At 54.3% G+C, this 19311-nt stretch carries 15 protein-coding genes; 6 read left to right on the forward strand and 9 right to left on the reverse strand.

The genetic code is table 11. The features are described from left to right. Window positions 1-109: 109 nt before the first annotated feature. The 3 genes from MRBBS_RS15180 to MRBBS_RS15190 form a co-directional block, all read right to left on the reverse strand. Window positions 110-2203 (reverse strand): 3-hydroxyacyl-CoA dehydrogenase NAD-binding domain-containing protein, encoded by a 2094-nt coding sequence (locus tag MRBBS_RS15180; protein WP_014872449.1) that lies wholly within the window; start codon window positions 2201-2203, stop codon window positions 110-112. A gap of 181 nt (window positions 2204-2384) precedes the next feature. Continuing rightward, window positions 2385-3212, reverse strand: coding sequence for an IclR family transcriptional regulator (locus MRBBS_RS15185; protein WP_014872450.1), 828 nt, complete (start codon window positions 3210-3212; stop codon window positions 2385-2387). A 240-nt stretch (window positions 3213-3452) separates the two neighbouring features. Beyond that, window positions 3453-4814, reverse strand: a complete 1362-nt coding sequence (locus MRBBS_RS15190; protein ID WP_014872451.1) for a hypothetical protein — start codon at window positions 4812-4814, stop codon at window positions 3453-3455. A gap of 209 nt (window positions 4815-5023) precedes the next feature. Between MRBBS_RS15190 and MRBBS_RS15195 the strand changes: the two genes are divergently transcribed. Both MRBBS_RS15195 and MRBBS_RS15200 read left to right on the forward strand, forming a co-directional pair. Beyond that, a complete protein-coding gene (locus MRBBS_RS15195; RefSeq protein ID WP_014872452.1) occupies window positions 5024-6229 on the forward strand; it encodes a 3-oxoadipyl-CoA thiolase in 1206 nt (401 codons plus the stop codon). 21 nt (window positions 6230-6250) lie between these two features. Further along, window positions 6251-7417 carry an acyl-CoA dehydrogenase gene (locus MRBBS_RS15200; protein ID WP_014872453.1) on the forward strand — a complete coding sequence of 389 codons (1167 nt, stop codon included), beginning with the start codon at window positions 6251-6253 and terminating at the stop codon, window positions 7415-7417. An 81-nt stretch (window positions 7418-7498) separates the two neighbouring features. On the opposite strand, the gene MRBBS_RS15205 is transcribed toward MRBBS_RS15200, so the two are convergent. Next, window positions 7499-9484, reverse strand: a complete 1986-nt coding sequence (locus tag MRBBS_RS15205) for a TRAP transporter permease (RefSeq protein WP_014872454.1) — start codon at window positions 9482-9484, stop codon at window positions 7499-7501. 96 nt (window positions 9485-9580) lie between these two features. After that, window positions 9581-10750, reverse strand: coding sequence for a TAXI family TRAP transporter solute-binding subunit (locus MRBBS_RS15210; RefSeq protein ID WP_014872455.1), 1170 nt, complete (start codon window positions 10748-10750; stop codon window positions 9581-9583). Window positions 10751-11032: 282 nt separating this feature from the next. Here MRBBS_RS15210 and MRBBS_RS15215 point away from each other — a divergent pair, with 282 nt between their 5' ends. The 4 genes from MRBBS_RS15215 (at window position 11033) to MRBBS_RS15230 (ending at window position 14720) form a co-directional block, all read left to right on the forward strand. Beyond that, window positions 11033-12229 carry an acyl-CoA dehydrogenase family protein gene (locus MRBBS_RS15215; protein ID WP_014872456.1) on the forward strand — a complete coding sequence of 399 codons (1197 nt, stop codon included), beginning with the start codon at window positions 11033-11035 and terminating at the stop codon, window positions 12227-12229. A gap of 10 nt (window positions 12230-12239) precedes the next feature. Beyond that, on the forward strand, window positions 12240-13382 hold the full coding sequence (locus MRBBS_RS15220; RefSeq protein WP_014872457.1) for an acyl-CoA dehydrogenase family protein: 1143 nt from the start codon (window positions 12240-12242) through the stop codon (window positions 13380-13382). A 109-nt stretch (window positions 13383-13491) separates the two neighbouring features. After that, window positions 13492-14253, forward strand: coding sequence for a class II aldolase/adducin family protein (locus tag MRBBS_RS15225; RefSeq protein WP_041635330.1), 762 nt, complete (start codon window positions 13492-13494; stop codon window positions 14251-14253). Between the two features lie 11 nt (window positions 14254-14264). Next, window positions 14265-14720 carry a MaoC family dehydratase gene (locus tag MRBBS_RS15230; protein ID WP_041635331.1) on the forward strand — a complete coding sequence of 152 codons (456 nt, stop codon included), beginning with the start codon at window positions 14265-14267 and terminating at the stop codon, window positions 14718-14720. 76 nt (window positions 14721-14796) lie between these two features. Here the strand turns inward: MRBBS_RS15230 and MRBBS_RS15235 are convergent, their stop codons facing one another. Genes MRBBS_RS15235 through MRBBS_RS15250 form a run of 4 tightly spaced genes read right to left on the reverse strand, consistent with a single transcriptional unit; the run spans window position 14797 to window position 19261 of the window. Next, a complete protein-coding gene (locus MRBBS_RS15235) occupies window positions 14797-15732 on the reverse strand; it encodes a ketopantoate reductase family protein (protein ID WP_014872461.1) in 936 nt (311 codons plus the stop codon). Next, a complete protein-coding gene (locus tag MRBBS_RS15240; protein ID WP_014872462.1) occupies window positions 15725-17395 on the reverse strand; it encodes a long-chain fatty acid--CoA ligase in 1671 nt (556 codons plus the stop codon). Before MRBBS_RS15240 ends, MRBBS_RS15235 begins: the two co-directional genes overlap by 8 nt. A gap of 25 nt (window positions 17396-17420) precedes the next feature. After that, window positions 17421-18200 (reverse strand): 5'/3'-nucleotidase SurE, encoded by a 780-nt coding sequence (gene surE, locus MRBBS_RS15245; RefSeq protein ID WP_014872463.1) that lies wholly within the window; start codon window positions 18198-18200, stop codon window positions 17421-17423. Continuing rightward, window positions 18197-19261, reverse strand: coding sequence for a phosphotransferase (locus tag MRBBS_RS15250; protein WP_014872464.1), 1065 nt, complete (start codon window positions 19259-19261; stop codon window positions 18197-18199). The genes surE and MRBBS_RS15250 overlap by 4 nt, the downstream gene beginning before the upstream one ends. Window positions 19262-19311: the final 50 nt, after the last annotated feature.

A 19311-nucleotide genomic window follows, 5' to 3' on the forward strand; every position in this document is an offset into this window, starting at 1 on the left:
AATAAAGATGAAGTACTTACCCCTCACCGCAATAGGGCAAGAAGAAAATTCGGTCGCTATCGGGCCAGCCCCCTATGCTTCAGACAAAAGAGGCCAGCCAATAACGGCCTTACAAGTCGCCGAACTTCTTCCCATCAGCAACCAACTGTTTCAGCAAATCAGCAGGTTTCCACTGCTCTCCACCCACGTCAGCGTGATACTTCTCTACAGCGGCCAGAATCACGTCCAGACCCACCTGATCCGCCCAAAACATAGGGCCACCACGATAAGCCGGGAAGCCGTAGCCATAAATCCAGACCACGTCGATATCCAGAGCCCGGTCAGCAATGCCCTCTTCCAGAATCTTGGCTGCCTCATTAACCATCACATACATGCAGCGTTCAAGAATTTCCTGGTCCGTGATCTCACGGGAGCTGATGTCCTGCTCCTTGCGGAAATCCTCAATGATCCGCTCCACCTCAGGATCCGGAACAGGATTGCGGCTGCCCTCCTCATACTTGTAAACACCTGCCATGGTTTTCTGACCAAGGCGATTCTGCTCGGCAAGCTTATCCATCCAGCTCGGCGCTACCTGTTCACCAGCGTTGCGACGTTCTTCGCGGATCCGATAACCCACATCGATACCCGCCAGATCAGACATCGCAAACTGCCCCATGGGATAGCCCAAATCCGTCAGCACCTTGTCTACCTGTTGCGGTGTAGCGCCTTCATTGACCAGCGTCATGGCTTCAGCACCACGCCGGTGCAGCATGCGATTGCCAACAAAGCCGTGGCAATTGCCAACCAGCACACCCACCTTCTTTATCTTCTTGGCGACCGCCATCACCGTGGCTTTCACCTCATCAGAGGTTTTACTGCCGCGAACGTTCTCCAGCAGTTTCATCACGTTGGCCGGACTGAAGAAATGCATACCCACAACGTCTTCCGGGCGACGGGTGGCCGAGGCAATTTCGTCGACATCCAGAGTAGAGGTGTTAGACGCCAGAATAGTGCCGGGCTTACAAATAGCGTCTAGCTTTGCGAAGATCTCTTTCTTGACCGCCATGTTTTCAAACACAGCCTCAATCACCAGATCCACGCTTTTGAAATCGTCGTAACTCAGGCTACCGGTGATCAGCGCTATCCGGTCTTCGACTTGCTGCTGGGTGAGGCGTCCCTTTTTCGCTGAGTTTTCGTAGTTCTTGCGGATAATGCCCAGCCCTTTATCCAGAGCTTCCTGCTTCATTTCCACAATGATGACGGGAATACCAACGTTGGCAAAGTTCATGGCAATACCACCGCCCATGGTACCCGCGCCAATAATACCGACGCTGTTCACATCGCGAACCGGCGTATCTTTTGACAGCCCTTTAACCTTAGAGACTTCGCGCTCGGCGAAGAACGAATGAATCTGGCCAGCACGCTGGGGTGAGTCCATGCATTCCGTAAACAGCTCGCGCTCACGCTTCATGCCCTCAGCAAACGGCAGGTCAAACGCCGCTTCAATCGCGTCTACACACTTGAATGGCGAAAACTGACCGCGAGCCTTCTTTTGCAGTACGGCGCGGAACTGATCAAATACATCGCTGCCCTTATCGGCCGCAATCTTATCCTTTAGATCACAGACCCGACGCACAGGTTTGCCCTCATCCGCAATCTGCTGCGCATAAGCAAGGCCTGCGGCTTTAACATCCTCACCGTCATCAACGACATCCAAAATGCCCAGTGCCAGGGCGTCTTTAGCTCCGACAAACTCACCAGACGTAATTATTTCAAGCGCTTTCTGTGCGCCGGTCAGGCGTGGTAAACGCTGAGTGCCGCCGGCTCCCGGCAACAAGCCGAGCTTGACCTCCGGTAGACCAATTTTTGCACTATTCAGTGCAACCCGATAATGGCAACCAAGAGCCATTTCTAGCCCGCCACCGAGCGCGGTGCCGTGAATAGCCGCAACCAGAGGCTTTTCACTGTTTTCATAGGTCTCGACGAGCTCGGCAAGGCCCGGCTTCTGCATAGGTTTGCCAAACTCACGGATATCCGCACCCGCGATAAAGGTTCGGCCTTCACACACCAGCAAAAGCACCTTGGCTTCGGAGTCTTCCTGGCCTTGCTCCAGCGCGGCGATCAAGCCTGAGCGCACTGCATGGCTGAGGGCATTAACTGGCGGATAGTTCACTGTAATAACGCCAATATTGCCTTCACGACTGTAAGTTACGACCTCAGACATACACCCTCCATCAATTTATATGGAATTTAGTTTTAACAAGCGAAACACGACTCCGATTTAATACGCATTTTCTCCGGGTTTCAACCACCATTTAAAATTGGACAAAAAAAACCGCAGAACAAATCCTGCGGTTTTAATAAAATGCCAATGAAGCTGGCTATTGCAGTTCCTCGGGACGAGCCTAAACGCCCAGAGACTCAATATCGCTTGCCAGCATTGCCAGTTGGTGAGCAATGGATTCTCGAAGTCTTTCGGCGGGCACCAAATAAGAAGGCGCTGCACAGGTCAATGCCATGATCGTGCCATCCTGCAAGTGAACAGGCACACCCGCAGAGTTAATATTGCGATCCCATTCGCCGATGGAAAGGCAAAAGCCATACTTTTTATAATCCTCCATGGCACGGTCTAACCCTTCCTTTTTCTGGGGCCAGGAATCGTCGCCGTACTTTACTTCCATGGCATCTTCAACGACCTTGCGCCCTTTATCCGATATGGCGCAATAGTAAGCGCGACCAGCAGACGTTGTTGCCATCGGTAGCTTGAGGCCAATATCCATACGCAGTAAAGACGCTTCAGGAGGTAACCGGTTTTCGACATAAATCATGTGCAAACGATCACGGCAAGTAAGTCCGACCGACATATTAGTCTGACGCGCAAACTCGTCCAGGTAAGGTCTGGCTAACTGACGGACCTTTAAATTGGATACATAAGCATAACCCAGCGCCAGTACACCGGAACTGAGCTGATATTTTTCCAGCTGAGTATTGTAGCTAAGGTATCCTAGTTGGGTCAGAGTGTAGGTCATGCGGGATATCGTTGGCTTAGGCAGACCTGTAAGACGTGCAATATCCTGATTGCCAAGAATCACAGAGCCTTGGCTAAAAGCACGCAACACGTCCAGACCCCGAGACAACGCCTCGACGAACTTACGATCTTTCTCCGGCTTCACCGGTCCATCGCCACCGGAAGCAGCTATGTGCTCCGGTAACGCAGCTTTTTCTTTTGACATAATCTGGCGTCCTCCAAAACGTCGCTCGCTGCAGTGTTCCGAGCTTTAAATTCTATATACAAAGTGTAAGGCATTTTAAACGTTGATGAATACGAGTACCACAAACTCAGATCAAAACTTGCATCAAAAATGAAACACTTGCCTTTCACGCAGCATCATAAACTCGGGAAATTGCCAACTATGAAGAATAATGGGTATGGCGCTCTACCTGACAGAATAAGTAACGCTTGAACGCTTCGCTCACAGAATGGCTGGCAAAACGATAATCTCTAACGCCAGAAGCGCCAGCAATAGGGGCACGACTATCAAGACAAAAACGCCATTCCAGCGAAATGCCACTACCCGGCGCGGCACCTGACCAAAGCGCGACAGCAGCATGACAGCTGGCCCAAACGGCGAAAGCATCATCGCCAGGGAAAAGCCGATAACCAAAGCGACAGATATCAGCAGCGGATCCATGCCTTCCGCAATGAGCTGCGGCAGAAGACCCGCTTGAACGCTAAGCACTGTAATCGGGATAACCCCAATGGCTGATAGCAGCGGCAAGCTCAGCATACCGACAACAGCGAGTACCCACATTCCACCAGCGGAGGTTGCAAGACCACTTAAGGCATCCGCTGGAATAACGCTGGAAATGGACACACCCAGAATCGCCGATGCGGCAAAAATTGCCATTTCATTATTCATGGATGAAACCTGAGTCATGCTCTCCTTGAGCACCACCCCGACCGATCGTTCCCGCCACATCATATAAAGAACAGTAACAGAGGGCACAGCCATCATGGCGGCGACCGACACTTTGAAGTCGGTCAAGGCGACGATAACAGCCATGACGACAAATACGATTAAGACCAGGCCAAGCAACTGCAAAGAGCCCGACGGCCATTGTTCAAGAGCCACACGTTCGCTGCTGACCTGCCGAAATCGATGCTGTTCCAGTATCCAGCCAACCACAACCAGAACCACTGACGCCGCAAGGCCGTATGGCAGAAGCATAGACCAGCTTAACTGGGGCAATTCCCGGGTCAGTATGGCCACGGCGACACTGGTGGGTGCCACCAGAGGAACAAGAGCGAAACCGCGAAGCGTACTGATCAGAACACTGCGCAGCCACTGCAAGCGGGACTCGCCGGAAATTCCACGCTCGCGCAGAGTTTCTGAAAGACTGCCACAGAGCAGGCTCATCATTCCGAAACTCAGTACAGAGGCTATGCTACAGCTAACCAGGGCATACTTCGGATACAGCCAGATGGCACGACCGCCCAACAGGACATCGTGAATCCGACGCAGCACTTCAAAACGCCTGACCAGACACTGCATCATTCCAAGGCTTGCCAGGAATGCGGCGTAAAATGCAGCATCAGCAGAAGCTTTGATCAACCGGTCCGTGCCCAGTTCGCCGCGGATAGAAAACCACGCAACAACCGCCAGAGAAACCAGCAGCAAAGTGCGGGCGTACGTCTGAAGAGGATGGCCCACACACAGAAAGCAAAAAATAAATAACACGCCCGAGATTGCACTGAGCTGAGTGCTGGACATACAAATAGCAATCAGCTCAAGCAAAACCGCCAAAGGCAATAGCCAGCGACCTGCAGCACTCATACCTGCTTTGTCCTTGTTAGAGCCACGCTGGCAGAGACGGTCTCTGCTTGCATTTCACACACACCCCGATTAGTCTTTTCGAACCCAATACAAAACACAGTTTCGCATGATGAAACTATATTAGCACAAATGACAAGACAGACCGGGATCTTTTACCCTCGAGGCCGCAAGCTGACCCGAGAACCTCGGCATGTCCCAGAGGAAGAACAATGAGTGCATTTATCTACGATGGTCTCAGGACTGCTTTTGGCCGCCATGCGGGCTCTCTTTCCCAGGTTCGGCCCGATGACTTGCTGGCAAGCGTGATCAGGGCACTGGTTGAGCGCAATGCGTTCGCCCCGGAAGCCTATGAAGACGTTATTGCAGGCTGTACCAACCAAGCGGGCGAAGATGCGCGCAACGTGGCACGTCACGCCGGATTGCTGGCAGGCCTTCCAGTCGAGACAGGCGGGCTGACCGTTAACCGACTTTGTGGCTCCGGACTGGCGGCCATCATTGACGCTGCCAGGGCGGTTCGCTGCGGCGAAGGTGAATTGTTTGTCGCCGGCGGTACCGAGAGCATGAGCCGCGCCCCTTTTGTGATCGCCAAAGGAGAGACTCCTTTCAGCAGGGATTTTCGTGCCTTCGACAGCACCATTGGCGCACGTTTCCCGAACCCGCTTATTGAGAGCGTTTTCGGCGCGGACACCATGCCTGAAACCGCCAATAACATTGCCCGCGATCTCGGCCTGAGCCGCGAACTGACAGATCAGTTTGCGGCCCAGAGCCAAGCCCGTTATGAAGAGGCCCGCCGCAAAGGTTTCTTCAAAGACGAGATCTTGAGTATTGATGTGCCTAATGGCCGCAAAAACCCCCCGATTACAATCCGCGAAGACGAACACCCACGCCCCCAGTCAAACGCCGAGTTGCTCGCAGGGCTCCGCCCCTTAGTTGAAGGCGGCGTAGTGACGGCGGGCAATGCTTCCGGCATTAACGACGGTGCAGCTGCCCTGATCATCGGCTCCCGAGAAGCCGGCGAACGCGCTGGAATAAAGCCCCGCGCGCGCATTGTGTCAGCCGCCATTGCAGGTGTTTCGCCACGAGTAATGGGCCTGGGCCCGGTTCTGGCCTGCGAAAAAGCCTTGGCTCGCGCTGGCCTTGGGCTTAACGATATGGATGTCATCGAGATTAATGAGGCGTTTGCAGCCCAGGTTCTCGGTTGTACTACTAAACTGGGTTTAGACCCCACTGACTCCCGGCTGAACCCGAACGGAGGGGCCATTGCAATTGGCCACCCGCTTGGCGCATCCGGCGCAAGGATTGCACTTACCGCTACCCGTCAGCTGGAATGCAGCGGCGGGCGCTACGCCCTTATCAGCCTGTGCATTGGCGTTGGCCAAGGCATTGCCGCTGTGATTGAACGAGTTCACAACTGATTTTCACTGAGGAGAAACAACATGGCTTCCGCACCGTGGGATGACCTGCTGCAATTTGACAAGCAACTGGATGAAACCGAACGGCAGGTTCGGGACAGCATCCGTAGTTTCTGTGACCAACGCTTGATGCCCGGAATTATTGAGGCCAACCGACACGAAAAATTCGATCGTTCCATATTCACCGATATGGGAGAGCTGGGCATGCTCGGTGCCACCTTGCCGGAAGAATACGGCGGTCCTGGCTTGAATCATGTTTGCTATGGTTTGATTGCCCGCGAAGTCGAGCGTGTAGACTCTGCCTACCGATCGGCTTTGAGTGTTCAGTCTTCGCTGGTTATGTACCCGATTTACTCGTTTGGCCAGGAAGCACTAAAAAAACGCGTGCTACCAAAACTCGCCTCCGGTGAACTGGTTGGCTGTTTCGGTCTGACCGAGCCCAACCATGGTTCTGACCCTAGCGGTATGGAGACCCGCGCCAAGAAAGTCGATGGCGGCTATCTGGTCAGCGGCTCCAAGACCTGGATTACCAACTCCCCCATTGCGGATGTCTTCGTGATTTGGGCCAAACTTGACGGTAGGGTCACCGGTTTTGTACTGGAACGTGGCGCCAAGGGTCTGCACACCCCTAAGATTGAAGGTAAATTCTCTCTGCGCGCCTCCGAAACGGGTTCCATTTTTATGGACGAGGTGTTCTGCCCTGACGAGAATAAACTGGATGTAGACGGTCTGAAAGGGCCGTTCAGCTGCCTCAACAAAGCCCGCTATGGCATAAGTTGGGGCTCTCTCGGCGCGGCGGAATTCTGCTGGCATGCGGCCCGCAATTACACCCTGGAGCGCAAGCAGTTTGGTAAGCCACTAGCCGCGAACCAGCTTATCCAGAAAAAGCTGGTAGACATGCAGACCGACATTGCCCTTGGCCTGCAAGGTGCGCTGCAACTTGGCCGCCTGATGGACGCCGGTGAAGCGTCTCCGGATGCAATTTCCATGATGAAGCGTAACAACTGCGGCAAGTCCCTGGACATAGCCCGAGTTGCCCGTGACATGCACGGCGGCAACGGTATTTCAGACGAATACCATGTCATTCGCCACGTAATGAACCTGGAAGCCGTTAATACCTATGAGGGCACTCACGATATCCACGCCCTGATCCTCGGCCGTGGACAGACCGGCATTCCCGCCTTCGGTTAACACCGACGTTTACGCTAAAACAGAAAAGGCAGGGCTGTATGGCCCTGCCTTTTTTATATCCGCTGTCTATAGAAGCTTCCTTTACACCAACACTGTCTCGACCCGGTTAGACCACCACACCAGCGCAAGAGCTGGCAAAATCAGCACCGCGCTGATCATCGTCAACTCCAGATTGGTGAAGGGTACCGGGCCGCCTCCGGGAATCGCCAACAGCATCCCGCCGGCAATCAACGCCAGACGAATGGGCCACTGGAGCACCGGATAAAGCGAAAGATTGCCAATGCCCAGCAGGTAACCCTGCATACCGCCCGCAATCAACGCCACACCCACAATGGCCTGAGGCAGCACAATCAGGATTTCATCCCAGGAGCCCTGGAGTATCAACGCCGGGTTCAACACGAACAGGAACGGAATAAAGTAAATCACGCTACCCAGCTTCATGGCCTGAAAGCCGGTCTCCATTGGTCGGGCACCCGCCACCGTGGCAGCAGCAAAGGCACCCAGTGCCACCGGTGGTGTGATGAAGCTCAGCATGCCCCAATACAGGATGAACAGGTGAACCGCCAACGGGTCCATACCACCACCGTTAATCAACGCCGGAGCCAGGGCCACTGCCAGGAAAATATAGGCCGCCGTGACGGTCATTCCAATGCCTAGGATAAAACTGGTCGCTGCCCCCATAAATAGCAGTACAAGGGTATTGCCACCGGCCAGAAAAATCAGATCATTGGCGATGGTGCCAGACATGCCAGTTACCGACAGCGCCCCCACCAGCAGACCCACGCCCGCCAGAATGGCAATCAGTTCCGCAAATAACTTACCGGCGCTGGAGAAAAAGCCTTTCACATCCTCCCAGCCCCAACGTTGGTATGGCAACACTTGATTGATCACCAACAACAAGGCCGTAGCGTAGAAAGGCGCAATCGCCTCCCGCCGCAGGAAAAACAACAGCCAGATCAGCAGCGCAAAGACAAAAATGAAGTACCAGCCTTCTTTTAAAGTCTGGCGTAGGGAAGGCAGCTCATTCGCTGGCAATCCTTTGAGTTCGTGGCGCGCAGCGTAAGCGTCAATTTGAATAAACAGACCCATGAAATACAGGAATGACGGAACCGCTGCCGCCAGCGCAATCGTACCGTAAGAAATATTCAGAAAGCTGGCCATAATAAACGCCGTTGCGCCCATCACAGGCGGCATCAGTACGCCACCCGTAGACGCACAGGCTTCGACACCGGCGGCGTAAGACCGCCCAAAACCCACCTTCCGCATAGCTGGGATAGACAGCACACCGGTGGTGAGCACGTTGGTAATCACGCTGCCGCTCATAGACCCCATCAGGCCACTGGAGAATACCGCAACCTTGGCCGGGCCACCCCGGACATGACCGAGCAGGGCAAACGCCAGATTGATAAAGAACTTACCACCGCCGGTTTGTTGTAGCGCAACGCCGAACAACAAAAAGCCGATTACCAGGTTAGCGAACGCCTGTAGCGGAATACCCATGACGCTCTCGCGGCTCATGGCATGGTAAATAGCAGTCTGGGAAGGTGATGAAGGAAAGCCCTGAATCGGCCCCGGTACAACATCAGCGAAAATCGGATACAGACCTGCAACCGCGACAATGAGACCGATCGGCCAACCGCCGGCCCGTCGCGCCGCCTCGATCACCACGCCCCAAAAAAGGAAGCTCATCACAATGGCGTAGTCCGGCGCGTCGTACTCCCAGCCACTGTCGAGAATCTGTTCCGCGTTTAGCACGAAAAAGCCGCATACCGAGACCGCAAACAAGAACAGCACCACGTCGTACCAAGGTACTTTTGTGCGCGAAGCCTTACCAAAAGCGGGCCAAAGCACGAAAACCAGCGGCAGCATCAATGCTACCACTGTATAGAAGAACTGGCTTTCCACCGACGTCACCGCAGTGAATAACCGAAGGTTAAACAGATAATCAATTGCCAGCAGGGTCAGCGCCAGAGTCGCCACTCGGGGTACCCAAAGCCAGAACCCGGATAACTGGCGGATACCGGATATTTCGCCCGCATTAACAGGTTGTTTCTGAGGCAAGCTCATAAGATCAGAGGCTCCGATGCGATGATGATAAAAACGGAAACCCCCGGCGTATCGTCGCCAAGACAGCAGCGATACGCCGGAGCAATGGGGCAGGTCCTAACGGAAAACCGCCTCCATGCCTTCTGCTTCAAGTGCTTTAGCTCGTGCTTCCATCCAGCCGATACGGAACGCGTCTCCGTCTTCCGGCGGGCTGGATTCCATGAAGCTGCCCCAGGTGGTTTTCAGGAGTCCCTGACGTTTAACCAACCCATCCTGATGCGCCTGCATGGCATCGGTCCAATGTCCAATTTCCTTGTAATACTCAACAACCGCATCGTGATAAGGAATCACCCACTGCATGTTCTGATTTTCTAGCGAGTAACCCGCATTGCCAGGAGCAGCGTCTTTGTACTTGTCATGGTCCTCGATCAGCACACGGACCAGATTTCTGGCGGTTTTATCGTCTAGGCTCTCATTGCCGACCAATATGGGATACGGGTAGGTGGCGCCGATCCACGGGCTGTCCTTGCCATAGTTCTCACCGGCAGCAGACGTCACTTTGTGGGGCTGAAAATACGGCGCCACGGTCTGAAGCCGCTGCCAGCCTTCTTTATTCTCTGGGTCCAGTTCCGGCCACACGATACCCCTTGGGCTGGCGGACAGTTGCTGAGCGGGCGGCGCCACGCTCATGGTAAACGCGGCGTCAACCTGGTTGGCCACAATGCCTTCAAAAGAACGGCCGTAGCCCGGGAATTCGACCCGTTCAACGTCATCCCAAGTCAGGCCCCCAAATGCCAAAAAGGCTTCAGTGCCAATATTCAGGGCGTCATCACCACGGATGTAAGCCACCCGCTTGCCTTTCAAATCCGCCGGCGTTTTCACATTAATGTCACCTGCAACCGCGACACCCAGACCGAAACTGGCGGTAGAGGTGCTAATCAGGCGAATGGACTGCGGCCCCCACTGCGGATCGGCAAACAGCAATACGCCTTCGGAGCCGTAGTAACTGGCAATGCCACAGGCACAGAGTGGCACCCGCCCCATACGTAGGGGTGTCATTCGGGACACGTCATTTTCACCGGGCAAAATGCGCACCGAGGTGCCGTATTCATTTTTTAGCAGGTTACCGATGGATACCATCTGGGTATAACCTGCTGACCCGGTACCGTAGGCCGTCATGGCCAATGTGGAGGGCAATTCAATATTCTCAGCGCTGTGGGCGAAAAATGAGACTGTACTCAAAACACCAATGAGCAAACGCTTTGTGAAAATTGTTGTTTTTATCATTGAAAACCTCGCGTTATGATTGTTAATTAACGGCAACTTCTGTTTCGCACTGCGGTATTGATACTTTTTACATTTCGCAACGCAATATTAGTTTCCGTAGAACGAATATAGGCAATGTCACTCAATACAACAACCTTATAAAACTAAATTCTGCCAAACGTCGTAAAAACGAGTGATTTAACCGAATTACAAGGAATTGACAGAAAAGGACAGATCATTCACTCTTACCCTATTCTGCTATGCGGTATGCGCTTTCGCTAGAACGAACAGAGAGGTTGTCCCATGAACATAAACTACACGCCGGAGGAGCTCGCCTTCCGGGATGACGTCCGGGCTTTTCTGGACCAGGCGCTACCGGCAGACATTGCCGCCAAAGTGAAGGGTTTCCGCCACCTGACTAAAGAGGATCACCAGCGCTGGCAGCAGATTCTCTGCAAACAAGGCTGGTACGCCACGCACTGGCCAGAAGAGTACGGCGGTGTGAAATGGACACCGGTTCAAAAGCATATCTGGGATGAAGAATCCTGCCAGTACGGTGTGCCCCGCTCTGTTCCGTTCGGCGTGAACATGGTGGCGCCCGTTATCATCAAGTTTGGCAACGAAGAGCAGAAGCAGACTTACCTGCCACGCATCCTAAGCGGAGAAGACTGGTGGTGCCAAGGCTATTCCGAGCCCGGCGCAGGTTCCGATCTCGCATCGCTGAAAGCCCGCGCTGTGCGCGAAGGCGACCACTACATTGTGAACGGCCAGAAAACCTGGACCACGCTTGGCCAGTACGCCAACATGATTTTTTGCCTGGTGCGCACCAATACCGAGGTGAAAGCACAGGAAGGCATTTCCTTCCTGCTGATCGACATGAACACGCCAGGTATCACCGTGCGCCCGATCATCACCCTTGACGGCGAGCACGAAGTGAACGAAGTCTTCTTTCAAGACGTCAAAGTGCCGGTTGAAAATCGGGTAGGAGAGGAAGACAAAGGCTGGACTTACGCCAAGTTCCTGCTGACTTATGAGCGCACCGGCCTGGCCGGCATCGGCTTGTCCAAAGCCGCGCTGTCTCACCTGAAGCACCTGGCATCTCGTTGCATCAAGAATGGCCGCCCGCTGATTGAAGACACGTCGTTCAGCCAGCGTATTGCCCGGGTTGAAATTGACCTGACTGCGGCGACCATCAGCAACTTGCGCATTATTGCTGCGGTTGAGGGCGGCGGCATGCCCGGGGCGGAAAGCTCCATGCTAAAGGTAAAGGGCACAGAAATTCGCCAAGCTATTAATGACCTTGCACGCAGAGCCATTGGGCCCTATGCCATTCCGTTTGCGGAAGAAGAACTGAACCTTGATTACGAAGGCGAGTTCCTATCAGACGAAAATGCTGCACCGCTTTCAGCTCAGTACTTCAACAATCGTAAGCTCTCGATTTTCGGCGGATCCAACGAGATTCAGAAAAATATCGTGTCGAAAATGATTCTCGGGCTTTAAGGAGGCAACCATGGATTTCCGACTCAATGAAGAGCAGCAGATGCTGCAGGACACCGTGGCCCGTCTGGTGCGCGGTGAGTACAGTTTTGAAAAGCGCCTGGCATACAGTGAAACCGAAGCTGGTTTCAGCGTGGATTTCTGGAAGCAGCTGAGCGAACTGGGGCTGACCGCGGTTCCATTTTCGGAGGAGATGGGCGGCTTCGGCGGTGGCGGTGTAGAAGTACAGTCGCTTATGACTGAGCTGGGCCGTGGCCTGTGCCTTGAGCCATACCTGCAATCGGTCGTTTTTGGCGGCGGCCTTATCAGCCAGGCCGGAAACGATAGCCAGAAGGACGTCTGGTTAAGCGGTATTGCCAGCGGCGAACTGCGGGCAGCCGTCGCACTTCAGGAGCCTCAGAGCTTTTACGACCTGAACGATGTGCAAACCCACGCTGAGAAAAAAGACGGTGGTTTTGTACTTAATGGACGCAAGGCCGTTGTGATTGGTGGGCACTGTGCTGACCTCATTGTGGTATCCGCTCGCACCTCGGGCGGCACCCGCGACACTAACGGCATCAGCCTGTTTGTATTGAAGCCGGATACGGCAGGCATTGAGCGCCGCGTTTACCCGACCATTGACGGTTCCAAAGGCTGTGATATTACGCTGAACAATGTTCACGTGGGTGCTGACGCCCTGCTCGGCGAAGAGGGCAGCGCCAGCGAAGTAATCGAGTACCAGGCCGGTCGTGCCATTGCGGCGCTATGCGCGGAAGCCGTCGGTGTTATGGAGGTCGCCAACGAGCTTACTCTCGACTACCTCAAACAGCGTAAACAGTTTGGCGTACCCATTGGTAAGTTTCAGGTGCTGCAGCACCGCATGGTCGACATGATGTCTGAACTTGAGCAAGCTCGCTCGATGGCTATTCTGGCCGCCAGCGTGGCAGACGAAGAACAAAGCGATGAGCGCCGTCGCGCGCTTTCCGCCGCAAAAAATGTCATCGGCCGCAGCGGGCAGTTTATTTCAGAACAAGGCATACAATCCCACGGTGGTATTGGTATGACATGGGAATACAATTTTGCCCACTACGCCAAGCGATTGATCATGATCAACCACCAACTGGGTGATGATGACTTCCACTTGGAACGCTATGCGTTTCTTTTACAGGCAAGCTAAACTCGGTAATGAGTGTGCCTGAGAGCTTATTTTGATCAGCCAAGGGACTTTTTCGGGGGGTGGATCGCCACCCCCTTGGTTATACAAAGTCAGGAAAAAGGTGAACAATATGACAACAAACACCTCGGATACCGATGCGAATACGCTGAAAGCGGAAGAATGGCAGGTTCGCAAAGAGTTAGCTGCGGCCTACCGCCTTGTCGCCCTGTTCGGATGGGATGACCTGGTTTTCACCCACCTTTCCGCCCGAGTACCTGGCCCCGAACATCACTTTCTTATTAATCCTTACGGCCTGCTGTTTCACGAGATCACAGCTTCCTCTCTGGTGAAAGTGGACAAAGACGGACAGGTTGTGGCATCCGGAGGTCTTAGCAGGGTGAATCCCGCCGGCTTTACCATACACAGTGCTGTGCACATGGGACGCGACGATGCCGGTGCCGTCATGCACCTTCATGCCGCAGATGGTGTAGCGATTTCCGCCCACAGAGACGGCCTGCTGCCCTTGAGCCAGACAGCCATGCTCTGTTTAGCGCACCTAAGTTACCACGAGTATGAAGGTGTCGCTCTGAACCTGGATGAGCGTGAGCGCCTGATTCGAGACCTCGGGGATAAATCCATGATGATGCTGCGCAATCACGGTGTTCTGACCGCTGGCAAAGACGTACCGGAAACTTTTACGTACCTGTACTTCCTGATGAAAGCCTGCGAAATACAGGTTAAAGCACAGAGTTGCGGCCCAGTGCATATGCCCTCCGAACAGGCTGTCCGAACGACTGCAGAGCAGTCACAAGCCCTCGGTAGCGCAGCGGCGCTCACTTGGCCGGCGCTGCTGCGGCTTCTCGACAGCAAAAATCCCGGTTACGCGGTATAGAAGGGCTCAATATGGTGGAAATACAACTCGATGAGCTGGCCAGCCATAAAGGAAGCCTGTGCTGCTTCAGCCCCTGGCTTACCATCACCCAGAGCATGATCGGCGCGTTTGCCGATGCCACGGGTGACCACCAATGGATTCACGTGGATGTGGAGCGGGCGAAACGGGAGTCGCCTTGGAAGTGCCCGGTCGCCCATGGGTATTTGACCGTGTCCCTGATCTCCCGGCTCAACCCTCAAGCTCTGCGGGTTGCGGGCACCAAGGCCACTATCAATTACGGGCTGAACAAACTTCGATTTCCAGCGGCAGTGCCGGTGGGTTCGGATATCCGCACAAAAGTCGAACTGGTAGATGTCACATCGGTGGACGACAAAAGGATTTTGGCGACTTACAAAACCACCGTAGAAATAAATGGTCAGGACAAACCGGCCTGCGTAGTAGAAAACCTCGCTATGTACGTGGCCTGAGCAGGACTGATGCATTCAGAGCCCGGCAAGCGGGCTCTGAATGCTCTCTACAAACCTTCTAAACACTCTCTAAACACTATTCCCGCCCTTCCAGCGCTGCGCGCATTTTCAGAGTAACCAGCACCGTATTCAGGTGAGGCACTGCAATACCGTGGCGCTTGGCTAACGCCACCACGTTACCCAACACAGCCTCCCGTTCAATCGGACGGTCGTTCAGATAGTCCAGCGCCATACTGTTTTTGTAGGCAGGCATTTTACGGGTGTTGTCGATGTTCTGATCGATCAACGCCTCATCCATTGGATAGCCCTCTGCCACAGCGACCTCTATCACCTCGCGCATCATGGCCCGGACGAGCTCTTCGCCGCCCGTAGTATCCAGCATAGTTAGGGTATCCGCACCGTTGGCAACAACCGACAATGGGTTGAACGGGGTATTCCAGAGGCATTTGCGCCAGCGCTCACTCACAACACGCTCAGTCAGATCGCTCTTAATGCCACCTTCTAAAAACAGTTGGGACAAAGCCCGGCAGCCCTCATCAATACCTTCCGGATAACGCCCCATCACTAACTTGCCGTAGGCTTTGTGCTCAACGACGCCGGATTCTGTGCGGCTTGCGGCAATGAAGGCCAGACAGCTTATAAGAGGGTTCTGCGGATAGGCATCGGCCAGCTCTTTTTCGATATCCAGGCCGTTTTCGATCAGAACCAGACGGGTCTTCTCACCCATCCAGGGCGCAACCAGTGCAACCCGATCCACACCGGGCAGAACTTTCACGCACAGAATCAGAAAGTCTGGCGTTTCTTCCGGCAAGTCACCATCACGGTATACATGATCGGGCTCGTAGGACAGGTCTCCAAGCGGGCTTGTGATTCGAATACCTTGGGCTCTGACCGCATTATAGTCTGAGCGCAATACAGCACTCACGGAACAGCCGGCCTTCTTTAGAATGGCACCGTAGAAGCTACCAATAGCGCCGGCACCCACAATTAAAATACTGGGTTTTTTATTCATGATCTGTACCTGCCCATTCTTCCTCCTGAAGCGCCCGCCACATCAGCTTGCCCGTGGGGGATTTTGGCAATGCACTCACAAATTCAACAATGGTGGGCACTTTATAGACCGCCATCTGTTCCTTGCACCAATCCGTAATGTCCTCAACGCTGGTACTGCCTTCTGCTTCAGGTATGAGCACGATGCAGGCCTTCACCGTTTCCCCACGTTTGGGATCCGGGGCCGAGATAATACACAGCTCATGAATGGCAGGGTGTCTGTACATCATGGCCTCAACTTCCGAAGGCCACACCTTGAATCCGGATGCGTTAATCATTCGCTTAAGGCGATCGACCATGAAGAAGTAACCCTCTTCGTCGTAATACGCGAGATCGCCGGTGCGGAAGAAACGCTTGCCATCAATTTCGACGAACGCCGCATCGGTTTCGGCCGGCCGGTTCCAGTAGCCGATGGTCACCTGCGGACCAAAGGAAACGATCTCACCGGTTTCACCCGGCCCTTTCTCTTCCAGGGTATCCACATCAATAATCCGGCTGTCCACATCAAACACCGGGATACCCAAACACTGTGCTTTGGGTTTCGCGTTGGGGTTGATGTGGGTTGCGGCCATGGTTTCTGACAAGCCATAGCCCTCAATGTAGTTGAGCCCCGTCAGCCTTTTCAGTTTTTCCGCAACGGCGCCGGGCATGGCGGCACCTCCGCCACCAATCATTTGGAGACTGGAGAGGTCGTATTTTCCAATATCCGGACTGGAAAGAAAGTCCACCGCCATGGTAACGATGTTGGCCCAGGCGGTGACCTTGTAGCGTTCAATAAGCCTTAATGCAGTGGTGCGATCCCAGCGCGTCATAATCACCGCCGTCGAGCCGGCGAAAATCGGCCCGTTCATGGAGCCGGTCATGCCGGTTACATGGAAAAATGGCAGGGTGGCCAGCTGCATGCTGTCAGAAGTGCTCAGATTCCAGAACACACGGTGTACCGCCGTTGCCATTACCGAGCGATGGGTGTGCATACAGCCTTTTGGTGCACCCGTTGTACCAGAGCTATAGGGGATGACGGCCAGATCTTCCGGGCCTGCCGTATGTTGTTGAGGGCTAAGGCTCGCCGCCATAGCGCTTTCCCAGCTCACTACGCCCGGAGCATCGCCCGACCAGGCCGGGCTTGCGACTTCCGCCGGCAGATCCAGGTCGGTATCAGGCTTAATGTATGTGTTGTAGGAAGCCACCACAATCTGTTCCAAATCGGTTTTTCCCAACAGCGGCGTAATGTATTCAGCCAGTTCCTGGCCTGCCAGGCATACCCGTGAGCCTGTATCCGCAATATAATGTTCTAGCTCTGCGGCCCGGTTCATCGGGTTTATCGGAATCACCACGGCATCTGCCCGCAGAATCGCGTAGTAGGAGATCACATACTGCGGCGAATTCTGCATATACAGCAGCACCCGATCACCCTTTTTCACACCCTGCGCCTGCAGGTAACCTGCCATAGACTCCACTTCCGCAAGCAGCCGGCGGTATGTGATGAACGCATCGTAGAAAATGATGGCTGTTTGGTCAGGATAGCGCAGGGCCGATATTTCCAGATTGGTAAAAACACTGGTTTTCGGCAGGGTCATGGTCTTGGGCAGATCTGTAGGCCAAACCGCATAGTGACGTGTGAACATAATTATTGTTGTCTCCAGGTGTACATCAGCCTGCCAGCATCGCGGACAGATCAAATTCTTTGGTATCCCCGGGCAAGGGGCCTTCATGTCGCAGGGGTGTAATGGCGACTGCCTTGTCTCTCAGCACGGCCACATCGGAGTCTGGTGCTATGATGTGCCGGGAGTTGCGATCAAACCCCAACCACCAATAAGGTAGGCTGCGGGAATCATGGCCCTCCTTTAGGCGAGCTTGCTGGATGGAACCACTGGACTGCTTACACCAGCGTGCAGAAACGATATCTCCGGCCTCGCAGGCAGGAAAGTTCACGTTCCAGGCCCGCTTTTCGCCCGGCTGCCATAGTTTGCGGATGACCGCCTCGCCAAATTGTTCGACGGGCGCCCAGTCGATACCCTCACGGGACAGAAAGGCCTGGCTTAAGGCAATAGCGGGAATGTTCATATGATGAGCGCTGAGCGCCGCGCCAACCGTACCCGAGTACTGCACCGAGTCACTGATGTTGGCTCCGCAATTGACACCTGATAACACAAGATCCGGAGGTATTTCACTGAACCACTGGGCAAGGGAATAGAGCACACAATCTGCCGGAGTACCGGAAACCGCGTAGCGTTTATTCCCGGTTTCGTAGACCCGCAACGGGTGGTGTATCGAGATGCTCTGGCCCGCACCGCTACGGTCGTGCTCCGGAGCAACAACCCAGACTTCTTCTGCCAGGTTACGGGCAATCTTTTCCAGCCGCGCCAGCCCTGGCGCGTTAATGCCATCGTCGTTGGTAATGAGGATGCGCCGAACGATGGGGAATGTCATGTCAGCGCTCCCGCACTGGCGATTTTCCAGCCGGTTTCGGCCAGCAAGCTGGCGCGTTTGCCTACGTCAAGAGCATCGGCATTGGCAGCATTACCGTCCAGCGCGCGTCTGTAGACGCCTTGGACGATAGAGGCTAATCGGAACAGCGAAAAGGCGAGGTAGACGTGCCAGTCTGCAATACTTTCGCGGCCGGTCTTGGCGCAGTAACGAGCGATAATTTCCTGCTCACCCGGTATGCCCAGTGCTTCTAAGTCTTCGCCCTTCAGCCCGCGCATACCCGGTATATCCGATGGCAGGTGATATGGCAGGCAGTAGTAGGCCAGATCCGCCAACGGGTGCCCAAGCGTAGAAAGCTCCCAATCCAGAACGGCGATCACCTCGGGTTTGTCCGGAGCAAGCATCAGGTTGCCGAAGCGATAGTCACCATGGGCAATAGCACACTCATCGGTTGAAGGCAGGTTTTTGGGCAGCCATGCCATAAGTCTGTCCATGGCAGGCATTTCGTCGGTTTTGGCCGCCAGGTACTGTTTACTCCAGCGCGAAACCTGGCGTGCCACATAGCCTTCCGGACGACCGTAGTCTCCCAGGCCTACTGCGTTCACATCCACAGAATGCAATTCTGCCAAGGTGTCGATAGCGGAATGGTGGGCCAGCAATCTTTCTTTGCGACCCAGCACTCGCAAGGCTGAATGGCTAACGATGCGGCCTTCCAGAAAGTCCATCACGTAAAAAGGCGTGCCTATAATCTCGCTGTCCTCACACAACACCCGAGCTTTGGGTACCGGCAGCGATGTGTTATCCGATAGCGCACGGATAACTTTGTACTCCCGCTCGACCATGTGAGCAGACGGCAGCGTTTTACCGGGTGGTTTTTTACGCAGGACGTAGCGACCACTGTCGGTATCCAGCAGGAATGTCGGGTTGGACTGGCCGCCCTGGAACTGCTTTACCTCAAGGCGGCTGCCAAAACCCGGCATAGCTTGCTGAAGCCAGGACAAGAGCTGGGCTTCATCGAATGTGTGGGCTGGGAGGACGTCCACCAGCTCTGGAGTTATGCTCATTTTTTATGTTGCCTTCAATTTTGGGCAGCCGCTTCTATTGGTGGTAGCGG

Source organism: Marinobacter sp. BSs20148, from assembly GCF_000283275.1.
In the GTDB taxonomy this organism is placed as follows: domain Bacteria; phylum Pseudomonadota; class Gammaproteobacteria; order Pseudomonadales; family Oleiphilaceae; genus Marinobacter; species Marinobacter psychrophilus.

Excerpts from the sequence above, each read along its gene's own strand:
- MRBBS_RS15250 (WP_014872464.1), bottom strand. The coding sequence starts at position 19,261 with ATGAGCATAACTCCAGAGCTGGTGGACGTCCTCCCAGCCCACACATTC.
- MRBBS_RS15215 (WP_014872456.1), top strand. The coding sequence starts at position 11,033 with ATGAACATAAACTACACGCCGGAGGAGCTCGCCTTCCGGGATGACGTC.
- MRBBS_RS15225 (WP_041635330.1), top strand. The coding sequence starts at position 13,492 with ATGACAACAAACACCTCGGATACCGATGCGAATACGCTGAAAGCGGAA.
- MRBBS_RS15240 (WP_014872462.1), bottom strand. The coding sequence starts at position 17,395 with ATGTTCACACGTCACTATGCGGTTTGGCCTACAGATCTGCCCAAGACC.
- MRBBS_RS15195 (WP_014872452.1), top strand. The coding sequence starts at position 5,024 with ATGAGTGCATTTATCTACGATGGTCTCAGGACTGCTTTTGGCCGCCAT.
- MRBBS_RS15230 (WP_041635331.1), top strand. The coding sequence starts at position 14,265 with ATGGTGGAAATACAACTCGATGAGCTGGCCAGCCATAAAGGAAGCCTG.
- MRBBS_RS15200 (WP_014872453.1), top strand. The coding sequence starts at position 6,251 with ATGGCTTCCGCACCGTGGGATGACCTGCTGCAATTTGACAAGCAACTG.
- MRBBS_RS15220 (WP_014872457.1), top strand. The coding sequence starts at position 12,240 with ATGGATTTCCGACTCAATGAAGAGCAGCAGATGCTGCAGGACACCGTG.
- MRBBS_RS15235 (WP_014872461.1), bottom strand. The coding sequence starts at position 15,732 with ATGAATAAAAAACCCAGTATTTTAATTGTGGGTGCCGGCGCTATTGGT.
- MRBBS_RS15210 (WP_014872455.1), bottom strand. The coding sequence starts at position 10,750 with ATGATAAAAACAACAATTTTCACAAAGCGTTTGCTCATTGGTGTTTTG.
- MRBBS_RS15180 (WP_014872449.1), bottom strand. The coding sequence starts at position 2,203 with ATGTCTGAGGTCGTAACTTACAGTCGTGAAGGCAATATTGGCGTTATT.
- MRBBS_RS15190 (WP_014872451.1), bottom strand. The coding sequence starts at position 4,814 with ATGAGTGCTGCAGGTCGCTGGCTATTGCCTTTGGCGGTTTTGCTTGAG.
- MRBBS_RS15185 (WP_014872450.1), bottom strand. The coding sequence starts at position 3,212 with ATGTCAAAAGAAAAAGCTGCGTTACCGGAGCACATAGCTGCTTCCGGT.
- MRBBS_RS15205 (WP_014872454.1), bottom strand. The coding sequence starts at position 9,484 with ATGAGCTTGCCTCAGAAACAACCTGTTAATGCGGGCGAAATATCCGGT.
- surE (WP_014872463.1), bottom strand. The coding sequence starts at position 18,200 with ATGACATTCCCCATCGTTCGGCGCATCCTCATTACCAACGACGATGGC.